Below are 19,338 nucleotides of genomic sequence, written 5' to 3' on the forward strand. Positions count from 1 at the left end.
ACTCCTGAGCTCAGGACGTCTGTTCCCGTCCGCCGTCCGGGCGGTACATCGAGTGGCTGAAGTGCTCGGCGATGCCTTCGATGCCGGGACTGAGCGACGGACCTTCGCCCTCGGCGATGACGAAGGTCATCGTCAGGTCCGCATCGTGGGTGATCGACAGGTGGATGTTCGTCCCGCCGATCCGCCTGAAGTGCTCGAGCACGAGCCCGCGCAGCCGGAAGGAGGGCGCACCGGAGCGGGCGGGCACCACCTCGGCGGACTGCCAGGGCAGCCAGCCGGGGAAGCCGATCGCCTTCTTCAGCGCCTCCTTCGCGGAGAACCGCGCGGCCAGGGAGGCATCGGTGCGGCGCTTGCCGTTGCGTTTGAGCTGTTCGGCAGGAGTCAGCAGCCGGTCGAGGAGTTCGGGCACGCGTTCGATGTGCTCGGCGAAGCGCGGCACATCGGCGATGTCGGTGCCGATTCCCAGAATGGCCATCGTCTCGTCCTTACTCGACGGTGACGGACTTCGCGAGGTTGCGCGGCTGGTCGACGTCGAGTCCCTTGGCCGTGGCCAGTTCCATCGCGAAGATCTGCAGCGGAACCGTCGTCAGCAGCGGAGCCATGAGCGTCGTGGTCTCCGGCACGGAGATGACCTCGGAGGCGAACTGGTCGACCTCTTCGTCTCCCTCCTCGGCGATGACGACGGTGTTCGCACCGCGGGCGCGGACCTCCTGGATGTTCGAGATGACCTTCGCGTGCAGCGAATCCCGGCCGCGCTTGGACGGCACGATGATGATGACGAGCTGGCCGTCGTCGATGAGTGCGATCGGTCCGTGCTTGAGCTCACCGGCGGCGAAGCCCTCGGCGTGGATGTAGGCGAGCTCCTTGAGCTTGAGCGCTCCCTCCATCGCCACCGGATAGCCGACGTGACGGCCGAGGAACAGCACCGAACCGACGTCCTGGTTGCGATCGGCCAGGGCGAGCACCTGCGATTTCGTCTCATCGAGGATGTGCTGGACCTTCTCGGGGATGGTCTGCAGCTCGGACAGGATGGTCGCGATCTCGTCGCGGAACTTGTTGCCGCGCAGCTGCGCGAGGTAGAGGCCGAGCAGGTAGCAGGCGACGACCTGGGACAGGAACGCCTTCGTCGAGGCGACGGCGATCTCCGGGCCGGCGTGAGTGTAGAGGGCGGCATCGGATTCGCGCGGAATCGTCGAGCCGAAGGTGTTGCAGATCGCGATGACCTTCGCGCCCTGCTGGCGGGCGTGGCGGACGGCCATGATCGTGTCCATCGTCTCGCCCGACTGCGAGATCGCCACGACGAGGGTCTTCTCGGTCACGACGGGGTCCCGGTAGCGGAACTCGTGCGCGAGTTCGACCTCGGTGGGGATGCGGCACCAGTGCTCGATCGCGTACTTCGCGACCTGACCGGCGTAGGCGGCGGTGCCGCAGGCGATGACGACGATCTTGTCGACGGACTTCAGCACCGACTCATCGATGTGCATCTCGTCGAGGGTCAGTCGCCCCTCGGTGTCGAGACGACCGAGCAGCGTATCGGCGATGGCCTGCGGCTGGTCGTGGATCTCCTTGTCCATGAAGGAGGCGTAGCCGCCCTTCTCCGCGGCCGCGGTGTCCCAGTCGACCTCGAAGCGCTCACCCTTGACAGGGTTGCCCTGGGTGTCGGTGATCACGACCTCGTCCGGAGTGATCGTCACGACCTCGTCCTGGCCGATCTCAACGGCCGTGCGGGTGTAGTCGATGAAGGCGGCGACATCGGAGCCGAGGAAGTTCTCCCCCTCGCCGAGGCCGATGACCAGCGGCGAGTTGCGGCGGGCGGCCACGACCTGTCCCGGCGCGTCGGCGTGGACGGCGAGCAGGGTGAACGCGCCCTCGAGCTCGGTCGCGGTGATCCGCATCGCGGCGGTGAGGTCACCGGTCTCGCGGTAGTTCTTGGCCAGCTGGGCGGCGGCGACCTCGGTGTCGGTCTCGGAGAGGAACTCGACGCCCTCGGCGACGAGGTCCTTCTTCAGGTGCGCGAAGTTCTCGATGATGCCGTTGTGGATGAGCGCGAGCTTGCCGCCGTCGGCCAGGTGCGGGTGGGCATTGACGTCGGTGGGGCCGCCGTGGGTGGCCCACCGCGTGTGGCCGATGCCGGTCTGCGCGGCCGGCAGCGGGTTGGCCTCGATCTCCTCGGTCAGGGCGGAGAACTTCCCGGCCTTCTTCGCCGAGGCGAGCTCACCGTCAGCGGTGACGAGCGCGACCCCGGCCGAGTCGTAGCCGCGGTACTCGAGCCGCTTCAGGCCGCCGAGCACGACGTCGAGCGCCTGATGATCGGCATTGTCGATGGGGGCCTTGGATACATAGCCAACGATTCCACACATGAGGGAGATTTTACGCACTCGCGGCCGATCTCGCGCATTCCGGCGAGTCATGATCGCGGCAACGTGATCAACTGCACGCGGTGGGGCACCCGTCGGGCCCGGCCTCGGCCCGGGCGGACGGGGTCGCGGCCCGTGCGCGTCTCACGGGCCGCCTCGGCGAGGGAAGCGAACATGACGCATGACACAATGGGGCGCATGAGCACAGTCGACCCCCAGCTGGACCGCGCGCGCCGGCTCGCCGGACTCAGCCCTGCCCGTCGCAGCGAACCCGACTCGACGTCCCCGTTCTGGGAGTTCGACCGTGAGGTCTGGGGCACGCTCGCCCAGGCCACTCCCCTGCCGCTGAAGCAGCGCGACATCGAACGGCTGCGCGGCCTCGGCGATCGGATCAACCTCGACGAGGTGGCCCAGGTGTACCTGCCCCTGTCGCGCCTGCTCAACCTCTACGTCTCGGCCAGGCGCTCCAAACACGATATGACCCGGCAGTTCTTCTCGCCGCTGCACGAGCAGGGACTGGAGCCGCAGGACGCCAAGCGCACGCCCTTCGTCATCGGAGTGGCAGGCTCCGTGGCCGTCGGGAAGTCGACGACCGCACGCGTGCTGCGCGAACTGCTCGCCCGGTGGCCCGACACTCCCCGCGTCGAACTCATCACCACCGACGGGTTCCTCTACCCCAATGCCGAGCTCGCCCGCCGCCGCCTGACCGGCCGGAAGGGATTCCCCGAATCCTATGACCGGCGCAAACTGCTCAAGTTCATCTCCGCCGTCAAGGCCGGCTCCCCGGAAGTCCGAGCCCCCGTGTACTCCCACCACACCTACGACATCGTCCCCGGCGCCGAGGTGGTCGTCCGCTCCCCCGATGTCCTCATCGTCGAAGGCCTCAACGTCCTGCAGCCCGCACGCCCCCGCCAGGACGGCACCGTGGGGCTGGCGATCAGCGACTACTTCGACTTCTCCGTCTACGTCGACGCCCGCTCCCGGGACATCAAGCAGTGGTACGTCTCCCGCTTCCTCAAGCTCAAGCACGGTGCGTTCCAGGACGAGGACTCCTACTTCCACCGCTACTCACAGCTCGACGACGACGAAGCCGTCACCCTGGCCACGGAGATCTGGGACTCCATCAACTTCCCGAACCTGCGCGAGAACGTCCAGCCCAGCCGCGGCCGGGCCGACCTCGTGCTCCACAAGTCCGCCGATCACACGATCCGGAAGGTCCAGCTGCGCAAGCTGTGAGCGAGGTCGCGCAGCCGGCGAGGAAATAGTTTCACTCCAGAAACAGTTGCACTGTGTGCACTGTTGTTCTCTCCCTTGGAGAGTCACCCGCCTTCAGCGGCGACCGGATGCGGGCGATCCTCGCATCGACACGGCTGAGACCCGTGCCTGCTCGGTCGCTTCGGCACCAGAAAGGGACCGGCTATGAGTATGCCCTCCGCGCACCGTGTGATGTACTCCTCGGTCAAGAACCAGAAGACGCCGCAGACGACCATCCAACCGGGCATCTACCGCAGGATCGCCGCGTACGCGACGCGGCACAAGCGCAAGCTCATCGTCTTCCTCATCCTCTCCGTCCTCACCGCCGGCATCGGCGTGCTCAACCCGGTGCTCGCCGGCGACGTCGTCAACGCGATCACCGGCGGCGGGCCTGTGGCCACAGTGGTGTGGCTGGCCGTGGCGATCGGCGGTCTGGCCATCGCCGATGCCGCGATCTCGATCACGAACAGGTACCTGTCCTCCCGCATCGGTGAGGGGCTGATCTTCGATCTGCGCACGGCGGTGTACGACCACGTCCAGTCGATGCCGATCGCCTTCTTCAACCGCACCCGCACCGGCGCTCTGGTCTCCCGGCTCAACACCGATGTCATCGGCGCCCAGCGGGCGTTCTCGAACACCCTGTCCGGAATCGTGTCGAACTTCGTGTCCCTGGCACTGACCGTGGGCGTCATGGTCACGATCTCCTGGCAGGTGACCGTGATGTCGATCCTGCTGCTGCCCCTGTTCATCATTCCCACCCGCCTGCTCAGCGGGAAGCTCGCCGCTCTGCAGTTCGAAGCTGCGAACAACTCCGCAGACATGTCGACGCGGATGACCGAGAGGTTCTCAGCCGCCGGTGCCACACTGATCAAACTCTTCGGCAATCCCCGCAAGGAGAATGAGGAGTTCGCCGACCGTGCCGGACAGGTCCGCGACATCGGGGTGAAGGTCGCAATGCTGCAGTCGACGTTCGTGTCCTCGCTGACGTTGGTCTCCGCCTTGGCGCTTGCCCTGGTCTACGGCGTCGGCGGTGCGCAGGCCGTGCTCGGCAACCTCAACGCGGGTCAGGTCGTGACCCTGGCGCTGCTGCTGACCAGGCTCTACACTCCCCTGACGATGCTCGCCAATGCCCGCCTGGACATCCAGAGCGCGGTCGTATCGTTCCAGCGCGTGTTCGAGATCCTCGACCTCGTGCCGTACTTCAAAGAACCCGAGAAGCCGCGACGTCTGCCTGCCAGCGGTCTCGATGTGGTCTTCGATCACGTCGACTTCGCCTACCCCAGTGCCGAACAGGTCAGTCTGGCCAGCCTCGAAGACGTCTCCGTGCTCGATTCCCGAGGCGGCGACGAGGTCATCCATGATCTGAGCTTCACGATTCCCGCCGGGCACACCGTCGCCCTCGTCGGTTCCTCGGGGGCGGGGAAATCGACGATCGCTTCCCTGCTGCCGCGCCTCTACGACGTCACCGGCGGCACGATCAGCATCGGCGGAGTCGATGTGCGGGATCTGTCGTTCGCCGATCTGCGCGAGGCCGTCGGCGTCGTCACCCAGGACGGTCACGTCTTCCATGAGTCGATCCGTGCCAACCTCGCCCTCGTCAACCCCGACGCGACCGAGGGGCAGATGCGCGACGCGATCGACCGGGCGCAGCTGACAAGCGTCATCGACGCTCTGCCCGATGGTCTGGACACCGTCGTCGGAGAGCGCGGCTACCGTCTGTCGGGAGGCGAGCGTCAGCGCCTGACGATCGCACGCATGCTGCTGGCATCCCCGGAGATCGTCGTCCTCGACGAGGCCACCTCGGCGCTGGATTCGACGAACGAGGCGGCGATCCAGCAGGCCCTGGCTCAGGCGATGCACGGCCGCACGGCCCTGGTCATCGCGCACCGGCTCTCAACGATCCGGCAGGCCGACACGATCCTCGTCATCGAAGCCGGGCGCATCATCGAGTCCGGTTCCCACGATGAGCTCGTCGGCCGCGGCGGCCGCTACTCCGAGCTCTACGCCACCCAGTTCGCCTCGAGCTGAGCTCCCGGACCGACGCCGCAGCCTCGGTTACGCCGGGCTTTCGTGAGGTTCGTTGCGATCTTCCCCGTCTTCAGGGCGACCACTACGCTGACCGCATGATTGTGCGCGTGATGGGGCGCGTGGAGGTACTCCATGATGGTGTGGCCCGAGGGGTGCAGGGGCGCACGCAGCGGGCCCTTCTGTCTCTGTTGGTTCTCCGGCTCCGAGTGTGGACGCCGGCCTCGCTCATGGTTGAAGCACTGTGGCCAGGCGATCAGTCCGAGCGTGCCTTCACTCGCCTGCACGTCCAGATCCACCGACTGCGCCGCCAGCTGGGACACGGTGTCCTCATCAATTCGGCCAGCGGCTACCGACTCGATCTCACCACGGAGGCCATCGACGCGTGGCACTTCGAACACAGTGCCCGCTCCGCCCTCACCGAGGCCGCGCCCACCCACGATGTCGGCGCCCTCCGACGACTCGAGGCGGCGGCATCGCAGTGGGACGGTGAGCCGTTTCCCGGTGTCGAACTCCCAGACACCGTGACGTGGCAGTCCGCACTGGCAGACCTGTACACGCGAGTGCAGGTCAAACGCGCCGAGGTCCATTTGGAGCTCGGCGACGGACACGCGGCGCTCGATCTGGCCACACAGCTGTCACACGAGCAGCCGGAGAACGAACGCGCACAGGTTCTGCGGATGTCGGCCCTGCAGCAGACGGGCCGGGATTCGGAACTGCCCCGAGCCTTCGGCGAAGTCAACCGCGCCCTGACCGATCTGGGACTGGAGCCGGGGCCGGACCTGCTGGCCGCCCAACGGGTCCTGGCCTGCAGCCGGGAGGCGGAGATCCGATCCGAACTCGCAATCGTCGATCCTGCCGGAGACCTGACTCCGCGCAGCGACGACGAGGCCGACCCGTCGATGCGCGGGACGGTGCTGCGCCGCGAGCTCGCCTACATCCTCATGGGCAAGGGACGCCACAGCGAGGCGCTGTCGCTGCTGGAGCGCCTGGAGGCCCTCCACTCCGGGCTCGGGCATGAGAACCTGTGCGCGCTCCTGTTGCGAGACATGGTCGCGGTCATGGGGCTGACCGGGGATCTGCGCCGCGCCCTGCGACTCCTCGGTGAGGCGTCGAGACTCGACGAGCGAACGACCGGAACCGATGCGATGCTGCGTATCGTCCGGGCCCTCGTCCTCACCCACATGCGTCGGCTCCGCCGCGCCGAGGATTCGCTGACGGCCTCCGGCGAACCCGTCGGTGCGCGCTCCCGACAGCTCATGTGGTGGCGGGTTCGCAGTCAGATCGACAGGCGGGCCGGTCGGCCCCGCGATGCCGTGGCCGGAGCGCTCAGAGCCTGGGACATCGGCAGAGAGGCCGGCACCGAGGTCGACCTCGGCCCGGTTCTGCTCGACGTCGCCTGCTCGATGCGCGATGCCGCCGATACCGACTGCTTCGACTGGTACCGAACCGTGCTCAGGCACGCTCATGACGCGGTGCGCGTGCCCCTGGCTGCGAGCGCGCATGCGTCGATGGCCAAGGCCCATCTGCTGTGGGGCAGCCAGGAGACGGCGGCCGTGCACGCACGTGCGGGGCTCGAGCTTGCGCAGCGGTCGGGATGCTGGCTGTTCGCCGGCCGGGCCGCCGCTCGCCTCGCCGAGGCGGAGGAGCACTTGGGTGAGACCTCCTCCGCCCTTCACCACCGGTATGAGGCACAGTCCTTCTACCGCCGCATCGACTTCCCCGCGCCGATCGGGTTCGGCAGCGGATCGGAGGCCGATGCGGTGCTCACGACTGCGCCGGCGGCACGGGGTGATTGGCCGCGAACACGTTCCCGGGATCGTAGGCGCTCTTGACGCAGGTGAGCGTCAGCCATTCGCGCTCCCCGTAGTTGTCACCGACATCGACCGGAGCCTCGGCGAAGTTGAGGTATCGGCGTCCGGTGCTCCAGGGCGACAGGCTTCGGACGAGTTCGGCGGCGTCCATCCGTCCGCGGGCTTCGTTCTCGGGAGTGTCTGCGATCGCCGCGGCGAAGAGCAGGAGGCTGCCGTCCAGGCGACTGAGCGCACCGCCGTCCGGATGTCTGCGCGCCAGGGCTCCCCCGAGCTGTCGCAGCTCGGCCGAGAGCAGGGAGTGCTCGGTGCCGGGCCCGGCCCGGGCGAGGAACGCATCGACGGCTTCATCAGTCAGTCGTCCCAACAGGGCCGTGTTCGCGGTGACCGGAGTCGGGCCCAGGGGGTCCATGTGGAGTCGTGCGATCGAGCTGGGCGGCACCTGCGCGAAGGTGTCGACTCGCGGCGACAGCTGCCTGAGAGGAGCAAGGATGCTCGCCGCACGGCCTTCGTCGGCCAGAACGGCGCCGTCCATGCAGACGACCGGACGGCCGCCCACTTCTTCGGGGATGTCCGGGGACTGAGGGAGGTTGAGGATGCGCATCGACGTGGTGATCTCCTTGGGGGCCTCAGGAGCCCATTCGGCCCAGGCGCGCACGACCCTTTCGGCATCGTCGATGTCCCAGACCATCATTCCCGCATGCACGGTGGCCAGTGGGTAGAGCGAGAACTCGAAGGAGGTGACGATGCCGAAGCTGCCGCCTCCGCCGCGCAGGGCCCAGAACAGGCTCTGATGCTGTGTGCGGTCCGCGCGGACCAGTTCGCCGTCGGCCAGGACGATCTCCACGGCGGTGAGACTGCTGGTGGCCATTCCCAGTCTGCGCGCGTACAGGAAGATCCCACCGCCGAGCAGGTATCCGCCCACTCCGACGTCGGGCGAGGATCCGTGCAGGCAGGCCAGTCCATGAGCCCCGGCGGCATCGATGACGTCACCCCACAGAGCCCCTCCCTGCACCTTCGCCATGGCGGCGGACGGATCGACCTCGACCGCGGTCATGGACGAGAGCTTGAGCAGGACGGTCGATGCGAGGTCATGTTGGACCAGCGGGCCTGCGTTGTGGCCTGTGCTCACCGGAGCGACCTTCAGCCCGAGCTCTCGCGACGCGGTGACGACGGCGGAGACCTCGGCGGGGGTGGTCGGTTCCGCGATCGCTGCGGGGGCCAGATCGACGGCGGTGTTCCACAGTCTTCTGGCCTCATCGTACCCGGGATCGCCGGGGAGATGGATCGTCACCGGCCCGACGATCGCGGCGAGTTCGGCGGCGGAATCGGTCGTATCCTCACCTACGGTGTCGGTGAGGACCGGCTGGGATTGCAGAGTCATGGATCTCCGATCGTTGGAAGATGTGAGGGTTTCGTTCCAACGACGTTCGACTCATCCGCCGTTGGATGTGTCGATGCTCCCAGCCTGCGCTTACATCTGACTTACCCCGACCCCGAGCGGCGGAGCGCGCTAGAGCGCCAGATGCTCCTTGACCGTGGCGGCGAGTCGCTCGGCCTGGGCCGAGGCGGTGTCCTCGGTGGCCGCCTCGACCATGACGCGGATGAGCGGTTCGGTGCCCGAAGCGCGCAGCAGCACCCGACCGGTGTCGGCGAGCTCGGCCTCGACGGCAGCGACCTCGGCGGCGACCTGCGGATGATCGAACCCGTGCTTGTCCACGCCCTTGACGTTGACGAGGGCCTGCGGCAGCTGCGGGATCTCGGCGGCGAGGTCGGCCAGGGTGCGTTTGGCATCGGCCATGCGCTTCATCAGGTGCAGAGCCGTCTGCACACCGTCTCCGGTCGTGCCGTGGTCGAGCATGAGCACATGGCCGGACTGCTCGCCTCCGAGGACGTAGCCGTCGGCGAGCATCCGCTCGAGCACGTAGCGATCACCGACGGACGTCTGCACGGTCGCGATGCCGTACCTGTCCATCGCCTGCTTGAGACCGAGGTTCGACATGACGGTGGTGACGAGGGTGTTGCCCTTGAGTTCGCCGAGCTCCTTGAGCCCGATCGCGAGGATGCCCATGACCTGATCGCCGTTGACGACACGTCCCCGGGAGTCCACTGCCAGGCAGCGGTCGGCATCGCCGTCGAAGGCCACGCCGAGGTCCGACTGGGTTTCGACGACGAGGCGCTGCAGCGGTTCGAGGTGAGTCGAGCCGACTCCGTCATTGATGTTGAAGCCGTCGGGCTCGGCGGCGGAGACGATCACCTCGGCGCCGGCCTGACGCAGAGCGGCCGGACCGACGATGGATGCGGCACCGTGGGCGCAGTCGACGACGACCTTGAGGCCGGACAGCGGACGTGTCCCCTCGGCGCCGAGGGAGGCCACGAGGTGCTCGGTGTACTCATCGGCGGCGGCCGGGTAGCGGGAGATGTGCCCGACGGATTCACCGATCGGGCGCTCCCACTCCTCGTCGAAGATCGCGAGGATCTCGTCCTCGATCGCGTCGTCGAGCTTCGTGCCGCCGGCGGCGAAGAACTTGATGCCGTTGTCGGGCATCGGGTTGTGCGAGGCGGAGATGACGACGCCGAAGGCGGCACCGGTGTCCTTGACCACCTGGGCGATGCCCGGGGTCGGCAGCATCCCGGCATCGAGCACGTCGACCCCGGTCGAGGCGATGCCGGCGCTGAGCGCGGCGGAGAGGAATTCGCCGGATACACGCGTGTCACGCCCGACGACCGCGAAGGGTCGCCTCTCGCCCGTCCAGCCGCGGCTGAGCACGCGTGATCCTGCGACGGAGAGCTGCAGCGCCAATTTCGCCGTGATGTCGCGATTGGCCAGACCGCGCACTCCGTCGGTGCCGAATAGTCGGGACATGTGGGGTTCCTTTCGTTTGTCGGAGTCGATCTTAGTCGATTCCCGCGCCGAGTCCGGATATGACGAAAGCGGCCCCGAACCAGGTTCGGGGCCGCTTTCGCACGTTCGTCGAACTGAACTGTCGATGACTGCGACTCAGTGGCAGACCAGCCGCAGCTTCTCGAACAGGTCGATCAGCGCTTCGAGAACTGAGGTGCCTTGCGGGCCTTCTTGAGACCGGCCTTCTTGCGCTCGGGGACGCGAGCGTCGCGGCTCAGGTAACCGGCCTTCTTCAGCTCGGCGCGGTTGGACTCCGCGTCGATCTGGTTGAGCGAGCGAGCCACGCCCAGGCGGACGGCGCCGGCCTGTCCGGAGGGTCCACCGCCGGAGATCCGCACGACGACGTCGAAACGTCCGTTCAGGTCCAGCAGGGTGAAGGGCTCGTTGACGAGCTGCTGGTGCAGCTTGTTCGGGAAGTACTCTTCGAGAGTACGGCCGTTGATGGTCCACTCGCCGGTGCCCGGGATGAGGCGGACGCGAGCAACGGCCTGCTTGCGGCGGCCCACTCCGTTGCCGGGAGCGGTCAGGGACTGTCCGCGTCCACCGGCGGTGCTTTCGCCCAGGCCGGCAGATGCGGGAGTCTCGGAAGTGTATTCGGTCGCGATCTCTTCGTCGACAACGTCGGTCGCGTTAGTGGTGTCAGCCACGGTTCTCCTCGGGATGTCTAGGGCTCAGGCGCTTACTGCGCGACCTGGCTGAGTTCGTACGGCTGCGGATTCTGAGCGGCGTGCGGGTGCTCGGCACCTGCGTAGACCTTCAGCTTCTGCATCTGGGCACGTCCGAGACGATTCTTCGGAACCATGCCGGCGACAGCCTTCTCGACTGCACGCTCGGGATGGGTGGCGAGAAGCTCGGCGTAGTTCACGCTCTTGAGGCCACCGGGGTATCCGGAGTGGCGGTAAGCGCGCTTCTTCTCGAGCTTCGCACCGGTCAGCGCGACCTTGTCGGCGTTGATGATGATGACGAAGTCGCCGGTGTCGACATTCGGAGCAAAAGTGGTCTTGTGCTTGCCGCGCAGGAGGCGTGCAACCTGCGAAGCAAGGCGACCGAGCACCTGGTCAGTGGCGTCGATGACGTGCCACTGGCGCTCGATGTCACCGGGCTTGGGTGTGTACGTACGCAAAAGTAGCCTTCTTTTCGTATCTTCTTCAAATGCAGCGCCGGGTCCCGGGCGGGTCGTGAGTCCACTGGGCCTCGAGCACTGGTTGTCTTCAATCGGATGAGCCTGCCAACGCCTTCCCCTCACCTACGGGCCTGCAACGCATGAGGCTATGTAAGGGAGTGCGACAGACACACACAACGACAATCAAATATACACGCCCATTGAGTCGGGGAGCAAACGCTCAGAGCGGTCTCAGGACGGGGTGGGACCGAGCCGATACCATTGTGCTGTGCCGACTCTCTCCAGCCTGCCCTCACGACTTCCCACATTCAGAATCCTGGTGCTGGGTCTCCTGGTCGGGCTCCTGACGGCGGGACTCGGACTCGCCCCCGCCTCGGCGGACGGCACGGAGCAGATCCCCGAGGAGGCCGGAGCCCCGGACGGGAAGACGATCGTCTTCGGCATCCCCGGTCTGACCATCAACGATATCGACCGCGAACGCACACCGCACCTCTTCCGTCTGCTCTCCGAGGGCGCCGCCGCCAATCTCAATGTGCGCACGATCGGCTCGGCCACCTGCCCCGCATCGGGCTGGCTGTCCTTCGGCGCCGGTGCCCGCGCCGAGGCCGGCCCCTCCCCCGCCGCCGAGGCGGCCGACGAAGAGGACACGGCCCGCTGCCCGACGATGATCGCGCCCACCACGGACCTCGACGGCGACGCCCCCGACTCCGATGAGGGAGCCGCCGAGCCGACCGACGAGGACGAGACCGGCGAGAAGAGTGACGAAACTCATGCGCAGGGCTCGGCTGCCGGAGCGACCACGGCCCGGATCGAAGGCTTCGATGCTGTCAAGGAGCCCAACATCGGCTCGGGCTACTCCGTCGACTACGGCATGCTCGCTCGCGCCGTGGCGGAATACGGCCAGGACGCATCGGAGGGCAAAATGGCCCGGCAGGAGGGCCGGGGCCTCGAGTCGTGCGTCGCCGCTGAAGGCCCCGGAGCCGCCTATGCCGCCGCCGATGAGCACGGCGTGGTCGCGAACTATGCCGACGATGCGATCGCCACGGACTGCCGGCTCGGCCTCGTCGACCTCGGGGCGATCGGGATCCGGTCCTGGCTGTTCAACCCGATCCCGAGCTACTCCTACACCGTTCCGTCCGACTTCGACCGTGAGGACCGGGTCGCCGAGGCCGACCGCCGCCTCGGTGACCGGCTCCAGGAGGTGCAGGAGAACGCGAAGGAGGGTGCCGGTGAGCCCACGATCATCGTCGCCGGCCTCGGCGACAGCTCGGGCCTGCCCCAGCTGCGCGCCTTCATCGCCGCCGGCCCCGGCTTCGAACCCGGCTCCCTGTCCTCGACGACGACCCGCACCCCCGGTCTGCTGCAGCTGACGGACCTGGCCCCAGGGATCCTCGACCTCCTCGATGTGCCGGCCCCCGGGGCGGTCGGCTTCGAACAGACCCCGACCGAGGACGATCCCCAGCAGCGCATCGACGATCTCGTCGCCGATGCGCAGAAGTCGACGACGATCTACGAACACCTGTCGACGTTCTCCGTGACGTTGGACATCGTCTTCTACTCCCTCTTCCTCGCCTGCGCTCTGCTGCTGAGCAGGTCGGTCCTCGGCCGCCGAGGCGGGGCCACCCTGGCGCCGCTCGTCCACAGATTCCTCGGCTGGGCTTCGCTGGCGATCGCGACCCTGCCCATGGGCGCGTTCCTCGCCGGGCTCCTCCCCTGGTCACGGATGTCTCAGCCGGACCTCGGTCTGCTCCTGTCCGTGCTCGGCACCGCCGCCGCGCAGTTCGCTCTCGCGCTGATCCCTCCGTGGGGACGGACGTGGCGCGGGCGCGTGGGCGCGCTGACGTTGACGAACCTGCTCGTCCTGTCCATCGATCTGGCGACCGGTTCGCACCTGCAGGCGAACTCGCTGCTCGGCTACAACCCGATCGTCGGCGGCCGCTACTACGGTCTGGGCAATCAGGGAGCGGCGATCTTCATCGTCAGCCTCTTCGTCTTCCTGGGCTTCGTGATCTCCTGGCTGCGGACGCGCGGTCATCGCAGGGCCGTGATCGTCCTGCCCGTGGTCGTCGGCCTGCTCGCCGTGTTCGTCTCCGGCAATCCCTCGTGGGGGGCGAAGTTCGGCGGCACGATCGCCATCCTCGCCGGGCTCATGGTGCTTCTGGCGCTCCTGACGAAGGTCCGGCTGTCGATCCTCCGGCTGGGTCTCATCGGCCTGGCCTCCCTGACCGTGCTCATCGGCATCGCCTTCCTCGACTGGCTGCGCGCTCCGGGGGCGCGGTCCCACTTCGGCACCTTCTTCGACCAGATCGTCACGGGCGAGGCCCTGCAGGTGATCGGACGGAAGCTCGGGGCGAACCTCCACATCATCCAGATCAACCCCGCTCTGGCCATCGTCACTCCGCTAGCCGTCATCGCCGTCCTGTTCTTCCTGCGCTACCTGCTCCACCTCCCCCGCGTGAGTGCTGACAGCCGCACGGGACGACTCGTCAACAAGTGGCGGGGCAAGCTGCCTCAGGTATTCACCGACGCCGACCTCCACTTCGGGTTCCTCGCCGCGGCCACCGGCCTCGGCGTCGGACTCGTGCTCACCGACTCCGGCGTCGCCGTGCCCTCGACCGGAGCCATGGTGCTCCTGCCCTACCTGCTGGCATTGAGCGCCGAGCACGCCGAGGACACCGTGGCGCCGTCGGAGACCGGCACCGACGCCGAGGAGGTGCGCCCATGAGAGGTTCTGCGCTCTCCACCGCCGCTCGCGTTCTCCTCAGCGTCCTGGCCCTCACCCTCGTCGTCCTCGGTCTGCCGCAGGCGGTGCATGCCGCTGCGAGCTCGCCATCAGGGCATTCGGACCGGTCAGCTGACTCAGCGGATCGGGGCGAAGATCCGTCGGGTCAGGGCGTGGTTTCGATCAACGTCTCCGGGTTCAGCTTCGAGGACCTCGATCCGCGCATCACCCCGAATCTGTGGGTGGTGATGAAGAACGCGCAGATCGGCACGATCACGCCCCGCAGCGTGCGGTCGACCAGCTGCCCGGTCGACGGCTGGCTGGGGCTGGGGTCCGGCCGGAGGGCCGCCGACGAGCCCCGGGACGAGTGCCGCAGGCCGGCCCCGCCGATGGACGGATGGGTTGCCGACTGGGACGTCTACGCCCAAGTCGCACGCAGTGACAACTACGATGCCTCCCTCGGAGCGCTCGCCGAGGCGGTTCCTGACATCCGCTCCTTCGGCGCCGGGGCCGCGATCGCCGCTGCCAGCCCCTCCGGTCATGTGGAGAACTGGTCCCCCGTCGGCTCGGATCTGGGCGCCCAGGTGGCGAAGTCCTCCGCACACGATGAGCTCACCCTCGTCGATCTCGGCAACACCGCCGCCGACGGCTATTCGCTCAAGCAGCTCGACCGGCAGGTCGGGGACATCCTCGAATCGACGGGGTGGATGAGCGACGAACGCCAGGGCCGCCTCGGCGAGGGCCGCACCCCCGTGGTGTTCTCCTCCATCGCCGACGGCGCGCACGAGGGTTCGTCGATGCAGGCGACGATGATGCTGCGGCCCGGGCAGCCTCCGGGCCTGCTGACCTCGCCGTCGACGCGTCAGCCGGGTCTGGTGCAGGTGCCCGATCTCGCCCCCACCCTGGTGGAGCTCTCCGGAGCCGAGGAGATGGACAATGCCGCCGGAGCCCCGATGACCTCGACCTCGAGCGGGTCCGACTGGAAGGCGCGCTATCAGGCCGTGCTCGATCGGCAGGTGGCCGTGAAGACGCAGAGCGACCTGTCCACGTGGTTCTTCCCCGTGGTCGCCTCATTGATGGTGGGGCTCCTCGCTTCGGCCTGGTTCCTGCGGAAGAACCATCGACAGCTCGTCCATTCCGGGGCCTACCGCCTCGGTGTCGTCTTCGCAGCGATGCCGATCTCGACCTATCTGGTCAACACCGTGCCATGGGAGCGGGCGACGAATCCCGACATCGCGATGCTCGGGGCCCTCGGTGGATGGGCGCTCCTGCTCGGTGCGCTGGCGCTGCTCGGGCCGTGGCGCAGACACAAGTTCGGCCCCGTCCTCTTCGTCTCGGTCGTCACCGTCGGCGTGCTCGCCTATGACGTCGTCACCGGCTCCCAGCTGCAGATGTCGACCCTGCTCGGCGAGCCGCTGCTCATCGCGTCCCGGTTCTACGGAATCGGCAACTCGGCGCTGGCGCTCTACTGCTGCGCGCTGCTGCTGGCCGTGGCCGGCTTCGCCTCTTTGGTTGCCAAGCCACTCCACCGCATCCTCATCGTCACACTGCCGGTGATCGTGTCCTGCGTCCTGCTGGCCGCACCGGGATTGGGCACGAAGTTCGGCTCCGTGCCGACGCTCATCATCGGTGTGACCTATCTGGTCCTCGCCGTCGCGAGCATCCGCTTCTCCCTCAAGCGGCTGGGCTTGACGGTGGGCATCGCCGGCTTCGTCATGCTCGCCGTGCTCTTCCTCGACTGGCTGCGCCCGCCCGAGCAGCGCACACACTTCGGACGCTTCTTCGACTCGATCATCAGCGGAGAGGCGCTGAACGTGCTCGCCCGCAAGATCGGCATGAACATCGACATCCTCACTCAGTCCTGGATGACCTTGGTGCTGCCGCTCATCATCGTCGCAGTCTTCTGGGCGGCGCTCGACCCCGCGCGCTTCGGCCTGCGGGGGCTCCAGGACGCCTACCGGCGGATTCCGCTCCTGCGCGCGGCGATGATCAGCCTGGCGATCCTGCTGGGAGTCGGCACGCTCATCAACGACTCGGGCATCGTGGTCCCGGCGGTCGGCATCCTCTTCCTCGTGCCGGTCCTCACCCACCTGGAGACCTTCACGGCGCCGCTGCCGCCGACGGGTGGCGACGACGAGCTGGCAGATGCTGCTGAGGACGCTGTCGCTGCGGACGGTTCAGGTACTGCCCGCGCATCGCGGGAGCTTTCTGCGGCTGCGGATGAATCGCCTGCCGACGGATCTCACCGATAGCAGCGGCACCGACAAGCTGCATCCCTCACCTTTCGCGGCTTCCCGCACCGTTCGTGACACTTCAGCGGCGCAGCGCCTCGTCGCACCGGTGCACCGCTCTGACATGCAGCTGACTGTAGGCGAAGGCGCTGACGGTGAGGGATGCTCAGTCGAGGCCCTGACGGTGAGGGATGCTCAGTCGAAGGCGCTGACGGTGAGGGATGCCCGGGCGAGGAGCTGCCGGCAGCGAAGGTTCCACACAGCGCAGAGGCGTACTCTCCGACCCCGCCTGTCCGCCGTCGACTCAGATGCTGATCCTGCGACGACGGACCACTGTGATGGCTGTGCCGCCGGCGACGATGAGCGCGAGAGCCGCGGCGACGACATTGAACGTCTCGAAGCCGGTGCGCGGCAGATCGCTGCCGTCCCCCGAACCACTCGCGTTCGAAGCGGATCCGTCCGCCTCACCGCCGTCGGCCGCAGCGTCTGCCCCCTCGGCGGCGTTCGCACCACCATCATCAGCCGAACCATCCGCGCCGGCCGCACTGTCACCACCGTCCGCGGCACCGCCATCGGCCGCTCCATCATCACCGGCGGAGGCCCCGGCGTCCTCGGACACGGCAGCGGTGGCCGCGAACTCGTGTGCGATCGGCAGCGGGTTGTCGTCCCACCACGGGCCTTCGGCGTTCGCCTGCACACCGACCGTGACAGTCACGTCTCCCGAGGCATCCTCCGGCGCGGTCACCGTCACCGAGGTCTCGCTCTCCCCCGCCGCGATCGAATCGAGGGTGATCGTCGCCGCAGTCGCCTCGGTGCTCACCTCGGGAGCCTTCGCGGAAGCCGACTGGGACGAAGCCCCGGCTGCCTCGGCGGCGAATCCCTCGGGCACGTCGACGCTGACGTCGATCGGGCCGGCGACCTCAGACTTCGCATTCGTCTTGAGCTCGAAGACAGCGCTTTCACCGGGAGCGATGTTCTTAGGACCGGTCAGCTCGGCGGTGAGATCGCCCTTGTCGATGACGTCTTCGGCCAGGTCGGCCTGGCGTTCGTTCTCATCCGGCGCCACAGGCGTGTTCTTCTCGAAGTAGGACACCCAGGTGTCGAAGTCGGTCAGTCCCGACTGTTCGAAATCACCCTTGGCGAAGGAGGAGAAGTTGTCACCGCCGGCGGCGAGGAAGCTCAGGGTGGCGACCCGGTAGTCCGCGTTCGGATCGACCTCCTGACCGTTGACCTCGACTGACTTCACGTGCTCGCCCCTCTCAGCGTTCGAATCGTAGACGACGTCGAGTTCGTCGGAGATGCCCAGATGGAGGAACGCGTTGCGTGCGCCTTCGGGCTGCCACTGCTCCTCGAAGAGTCCGATGACGTCTTCGCCTTTCATCGTCACCACGCCGTGGTCATTGGCGAACGGCAGCACCTCGTTGAGCTCAGCAGCCGTGACCTCGCACTTCTCCTCTTCGCCGTAGATGTGATCGCAGAGGAGGTCGGTGCGCAGACCGCCGGGGTTCGTGATGCCGAAGTCGGCCCCGGGCAGCTGCGAGTCCTCGACGCCGTCCTTGAGCGCATCCGCGACGAGGTTGCCCAGCGTGGACTCGGCACCGCGGTCCTCGTTGCCGTCCGTCTCGGCGCGGGTGATGTCTTCGGTGATCTTGCCGTGGACGACGGAGCCGGGTCCCTTGGCCGCTTCGTCAGCGTCCGCGATGATCTTCTCGACCTCGTCGACGACGGGAGAGTCGTAGCTCTTGTCCTCGGTGTCGATGAGTTCGGCCGTGTCCGTCGTCCAGTTGCCCTCCCCGTCGGCGGTGAGCTGGACCTGACCGACGTATTCGCCGTAGTTGCCGGCCCCGAGGACCGGACGGGTCCGGTCCGCGTCACCTGGGACCGGCGCTTCGAAGCTGTACGGCAGGTGGGTGTGGCCGGTGAACAGCACGTCGATCGAGGCGTCGGCCTTCGTCACGAGCTTCTCGAACTCGGCGTTCGAGGCTTTCGCGTCCTCGAGGTTCTCGGTCGAGGACGCGCCGAGGTGCGCCTCGACGACCGTCATGTCCGGCTGTTCGTCTGCCGGGAGCTCCTCGATCTCGTCGGCGACCCGGTTGACCGCGTCGGTGGGGTCTCCGAACTCGATATCGGCGATCCCGGCCGGTGAGACGAGGGTTGCGGTCTCCTTCGTCACGACGCCGATGACGGCGACCTTGACCTCGCCGACGTCGACGATCGTGTATTCGTCGAGGCCGTCGGCGACGTTCTGCGAGCCCTTGTCGTAGACGTTCGCGGCGAGGTAGGGGAAGTCGGCCTCGTCGACGACGCGTCCGGTGAGGTCGGCGAGGCCGCGATCGAATTCGTGGTTGCCCACCGCCGAGGCCTGGACGCCGATCGCGTTGAGCACGTCGATTGTCGGAGTGTCCTTCGCCGAGGACGAGTTGTAGGGTGAGGCGCCGATGTTGTCACCGGCCGACAGCATGCCCGTGTCGCCCTTCTCGGCGAAGGCCGCACGCTCCTCTTCGACGACCGAGGCGACCTGGGTGCCGGCGTCGGAGATGCGACCGTGGAAGTCGGTGATGTTGAGCAGCTGCACCTGGGTGCCGGATGCGGCGGCCTGCGCGGAGGATTCGTCAGCGCTGTTCGCGTCATTGTGCGAGTCGCCGGCTCCAGTCGCGGAGGACTGCCCCTCGCCGAGGCCGGGCCCGGCGACGGCCGGTGAGAGACCGGGCAGAGTCAGCATCGACACCGCCGCTCCTGCGGCCAACACCTTCGACACAAGCTTGGACATGTATTCAGTTCCTTCGGTTATTCATCAGGCACACATCAACGGTGACGAGGAGCGGGAGACGGTTCCGTCCCGCAGTGCCGATGCGAACTCAGGGTTACCTGAGTGACAATCTACACAGGATTCTCACATCTGGAAAGGGG

At 67.4% G+C, this 19,338-nt stretch carries 12 protein-coding genes; 5 read left to right on the forward strand and 7 right to left on the reverse strand.

Annotated elements, in window-relative coordinates:
* Window positions 1–10: 10 nt before the first annotated feature.
* A complete protein-coding gene (locus IIE29_RS01990) occupies window positions 11–475 on the reverse strand; it encodes a holo-ACP synthase (RefSeq protein ID WP_209323506.1) in 465 nt (154 codons plus the stop codon).
* A 10-nt stretch (window positions 476–485) separates the two neighbouring features.
* The gene (glmS, locus tag IIE29_RS01995) at window positions 486–2,360 is read right to left on the reverse strand and encodes a glutamine--fructose-6-phosphate transaminase (isomerizing) (RefSeq protein ID WP_209323507.1); all 1,875 of its coding nucleotides are present in this window, start codon (window positions 2,358–2,360) and stop codon (window positions 486–488) included.
* A gap of 195 nt (window positions 2,361–2,555) precedes the next feature.
* On the opposite strand from glmS, the gene coaA reads away from it, so the two are divergent.
* The 3 genes from coaA to IIE29_RS02010 all read left to right on the forward strand — a co-directional run bounded on the left by coaA (window position 2,556) and on the right by IIE29_RS02010 (window position 7,471).
* A complete protein-coding gene (coaA, locus tag IIE29_RS02000) occupies window positions 2,556–3,593 on the forward strand; it encodes a type I pantothenate kinase (protein ID WP_209323508.1) in 1,038 nt (345 codons plus the stop codon).
* Between the two features lie 183 nt (window positions 3,594–3,776).
* Entirely contained in the window at window positions 3,777–5,639 is a 1,863-nt protein-coding gene (locus IIE29_RS02005; RefSeq protein WP_209323509.1) for an ABC transporter ATP-binding protein, read from the forward strand.
* A 227-nt stretch (window positions 5,640–5,866) separates the two neighbouring features.
* Window positions 5,867–7,471 (forward strand): AfsR/SARP family transcriptional regulator, encoded by a 1,605-nt coding sequence (locus tag IIE29_RS02010; protein WP_209323510.1) that lies wholly within the window; start codon window positions 5,867–5,869, stop codon window positions 7,469–7,471.
* On the opposite strand, the gene IIE29_RS02015 is transcribed toward IIE29_RS02010, so the two are convergent.
* From IIE29_RS02015 to rplM, 4 genes are all read right to left on the reverse strand, one after another.
* A complete protein-coding gene (locus IIE29_RS02015; protein ID WP_209323511.1) occupies window positions 7,404–8,831 on the reverse strand; it encodes an FAD-binding oxidoreductase in 1,428 nt (475 codons plus the stop codon). The genes IIE29_RS02010 and IIE29_RS02015 overlap by 68 nt on opposite strands.
* Window positions 8,832–8,960: 129 nt before the next feature.
* A complete protein-coding gene (gene glmM / locus IIE29_RS02020; protein WP_209323512.1) occupies window positions 8,961–10,313 on the reverse strand; it encodes a phosphoglucosamine mutase in 1,353 nt (450 codons plus the stop codon).
* Between the two features lie 173 nt (window positions 10,314–10,486).
* The gene (gene rpsI / locus IIE29_RS02025; RefSeq protein WP_209323513.1) at window positions 10,487–10,999 is read right to left on the reverse strand and encodes a 30S ribosomal protein S9; all 513 of its coding nucleotides are present in this window, start codon (window positions 10,997–10,999) and stop codon (window positions 10,487–10,489) included.
* Between the two features lie 32 nt (window positions 11,000–11,031).
* Window positions 11,032–11,475: a 50S ribosomal protein L13 gene (gene rplM, locus IIE29_RS02030; protein WP_209323514.1), complete on the reverse strand. Its 444-nt coding sequence runs from the start codon at window positions 11,473–11,475 to the stop codon at window positions 11,032–11,034.
* Between the two features lie 268 nt (window positions 11,476–11,743).
* Here rplM and IIE29_RS02035 point away from each other — a divergent pair, with 268 nt between their 5' ends.
* Both IIE29_RS02035 and IIE29_RS02040 read left to right on the forward strand, forming a co-directional pair.
* The gene (locus IIE29_RS02035; RefSeq protein ID WP_209323515.1) at window positions 11,744–14,200 is read left to right on the forward strand and encodes a hypothetical protein; all 2,457 of its coding nucleotides are present in this window, start codon (window positions 11,744–11,746) and stop codon (window positions 14,198–14,200) included.
* Window positions 14,197–16,449: a hypothetical protein gene (locus tag IIE29_RS02040; protein ID WP_246475637.1), complete on the forward strand. Its 2,253-nt coding sequence runs from the start codon at window positions 14,197–14,199 to the stop codon at window positions 16,447–16,449. The genes IIE29_RS02035 and IIE29_RS02040 overlap by 4 nt, the downstream gene beginning before the upstream one ends.
* A 283-nt stretch (window positions 16,450–16,732) precedes the next feature.
* Here the strand turns inward: IIE29_RS02040 and IIE29_RS02045 are convergent, their stop codons facing one another.
* Window positions 16,733–19,198, reverse strand: a complete 2,466-nt coding sequence (locus IIE29_RS02045; RefSeq protein ID WP_209323516.1) for a bifunctional metallophosphatase/5'-nucleotidase — start codon at window positions 19,196–19,198, stop codon at window positions 16,733–16,735.
* Window positions 19,199–19,338: the final 140 nt, after the last annotated feature.

Source organism: Brevibacterium renqingii (genome assembly GCF_017808095.1).
Taxonomy (GTDB): Bacteria; Actinomycetota; Actinomycetes; order Actinomycetales; family Brevibacteriaceae; genus Brevibacterium; species Brevibacterium renqingii.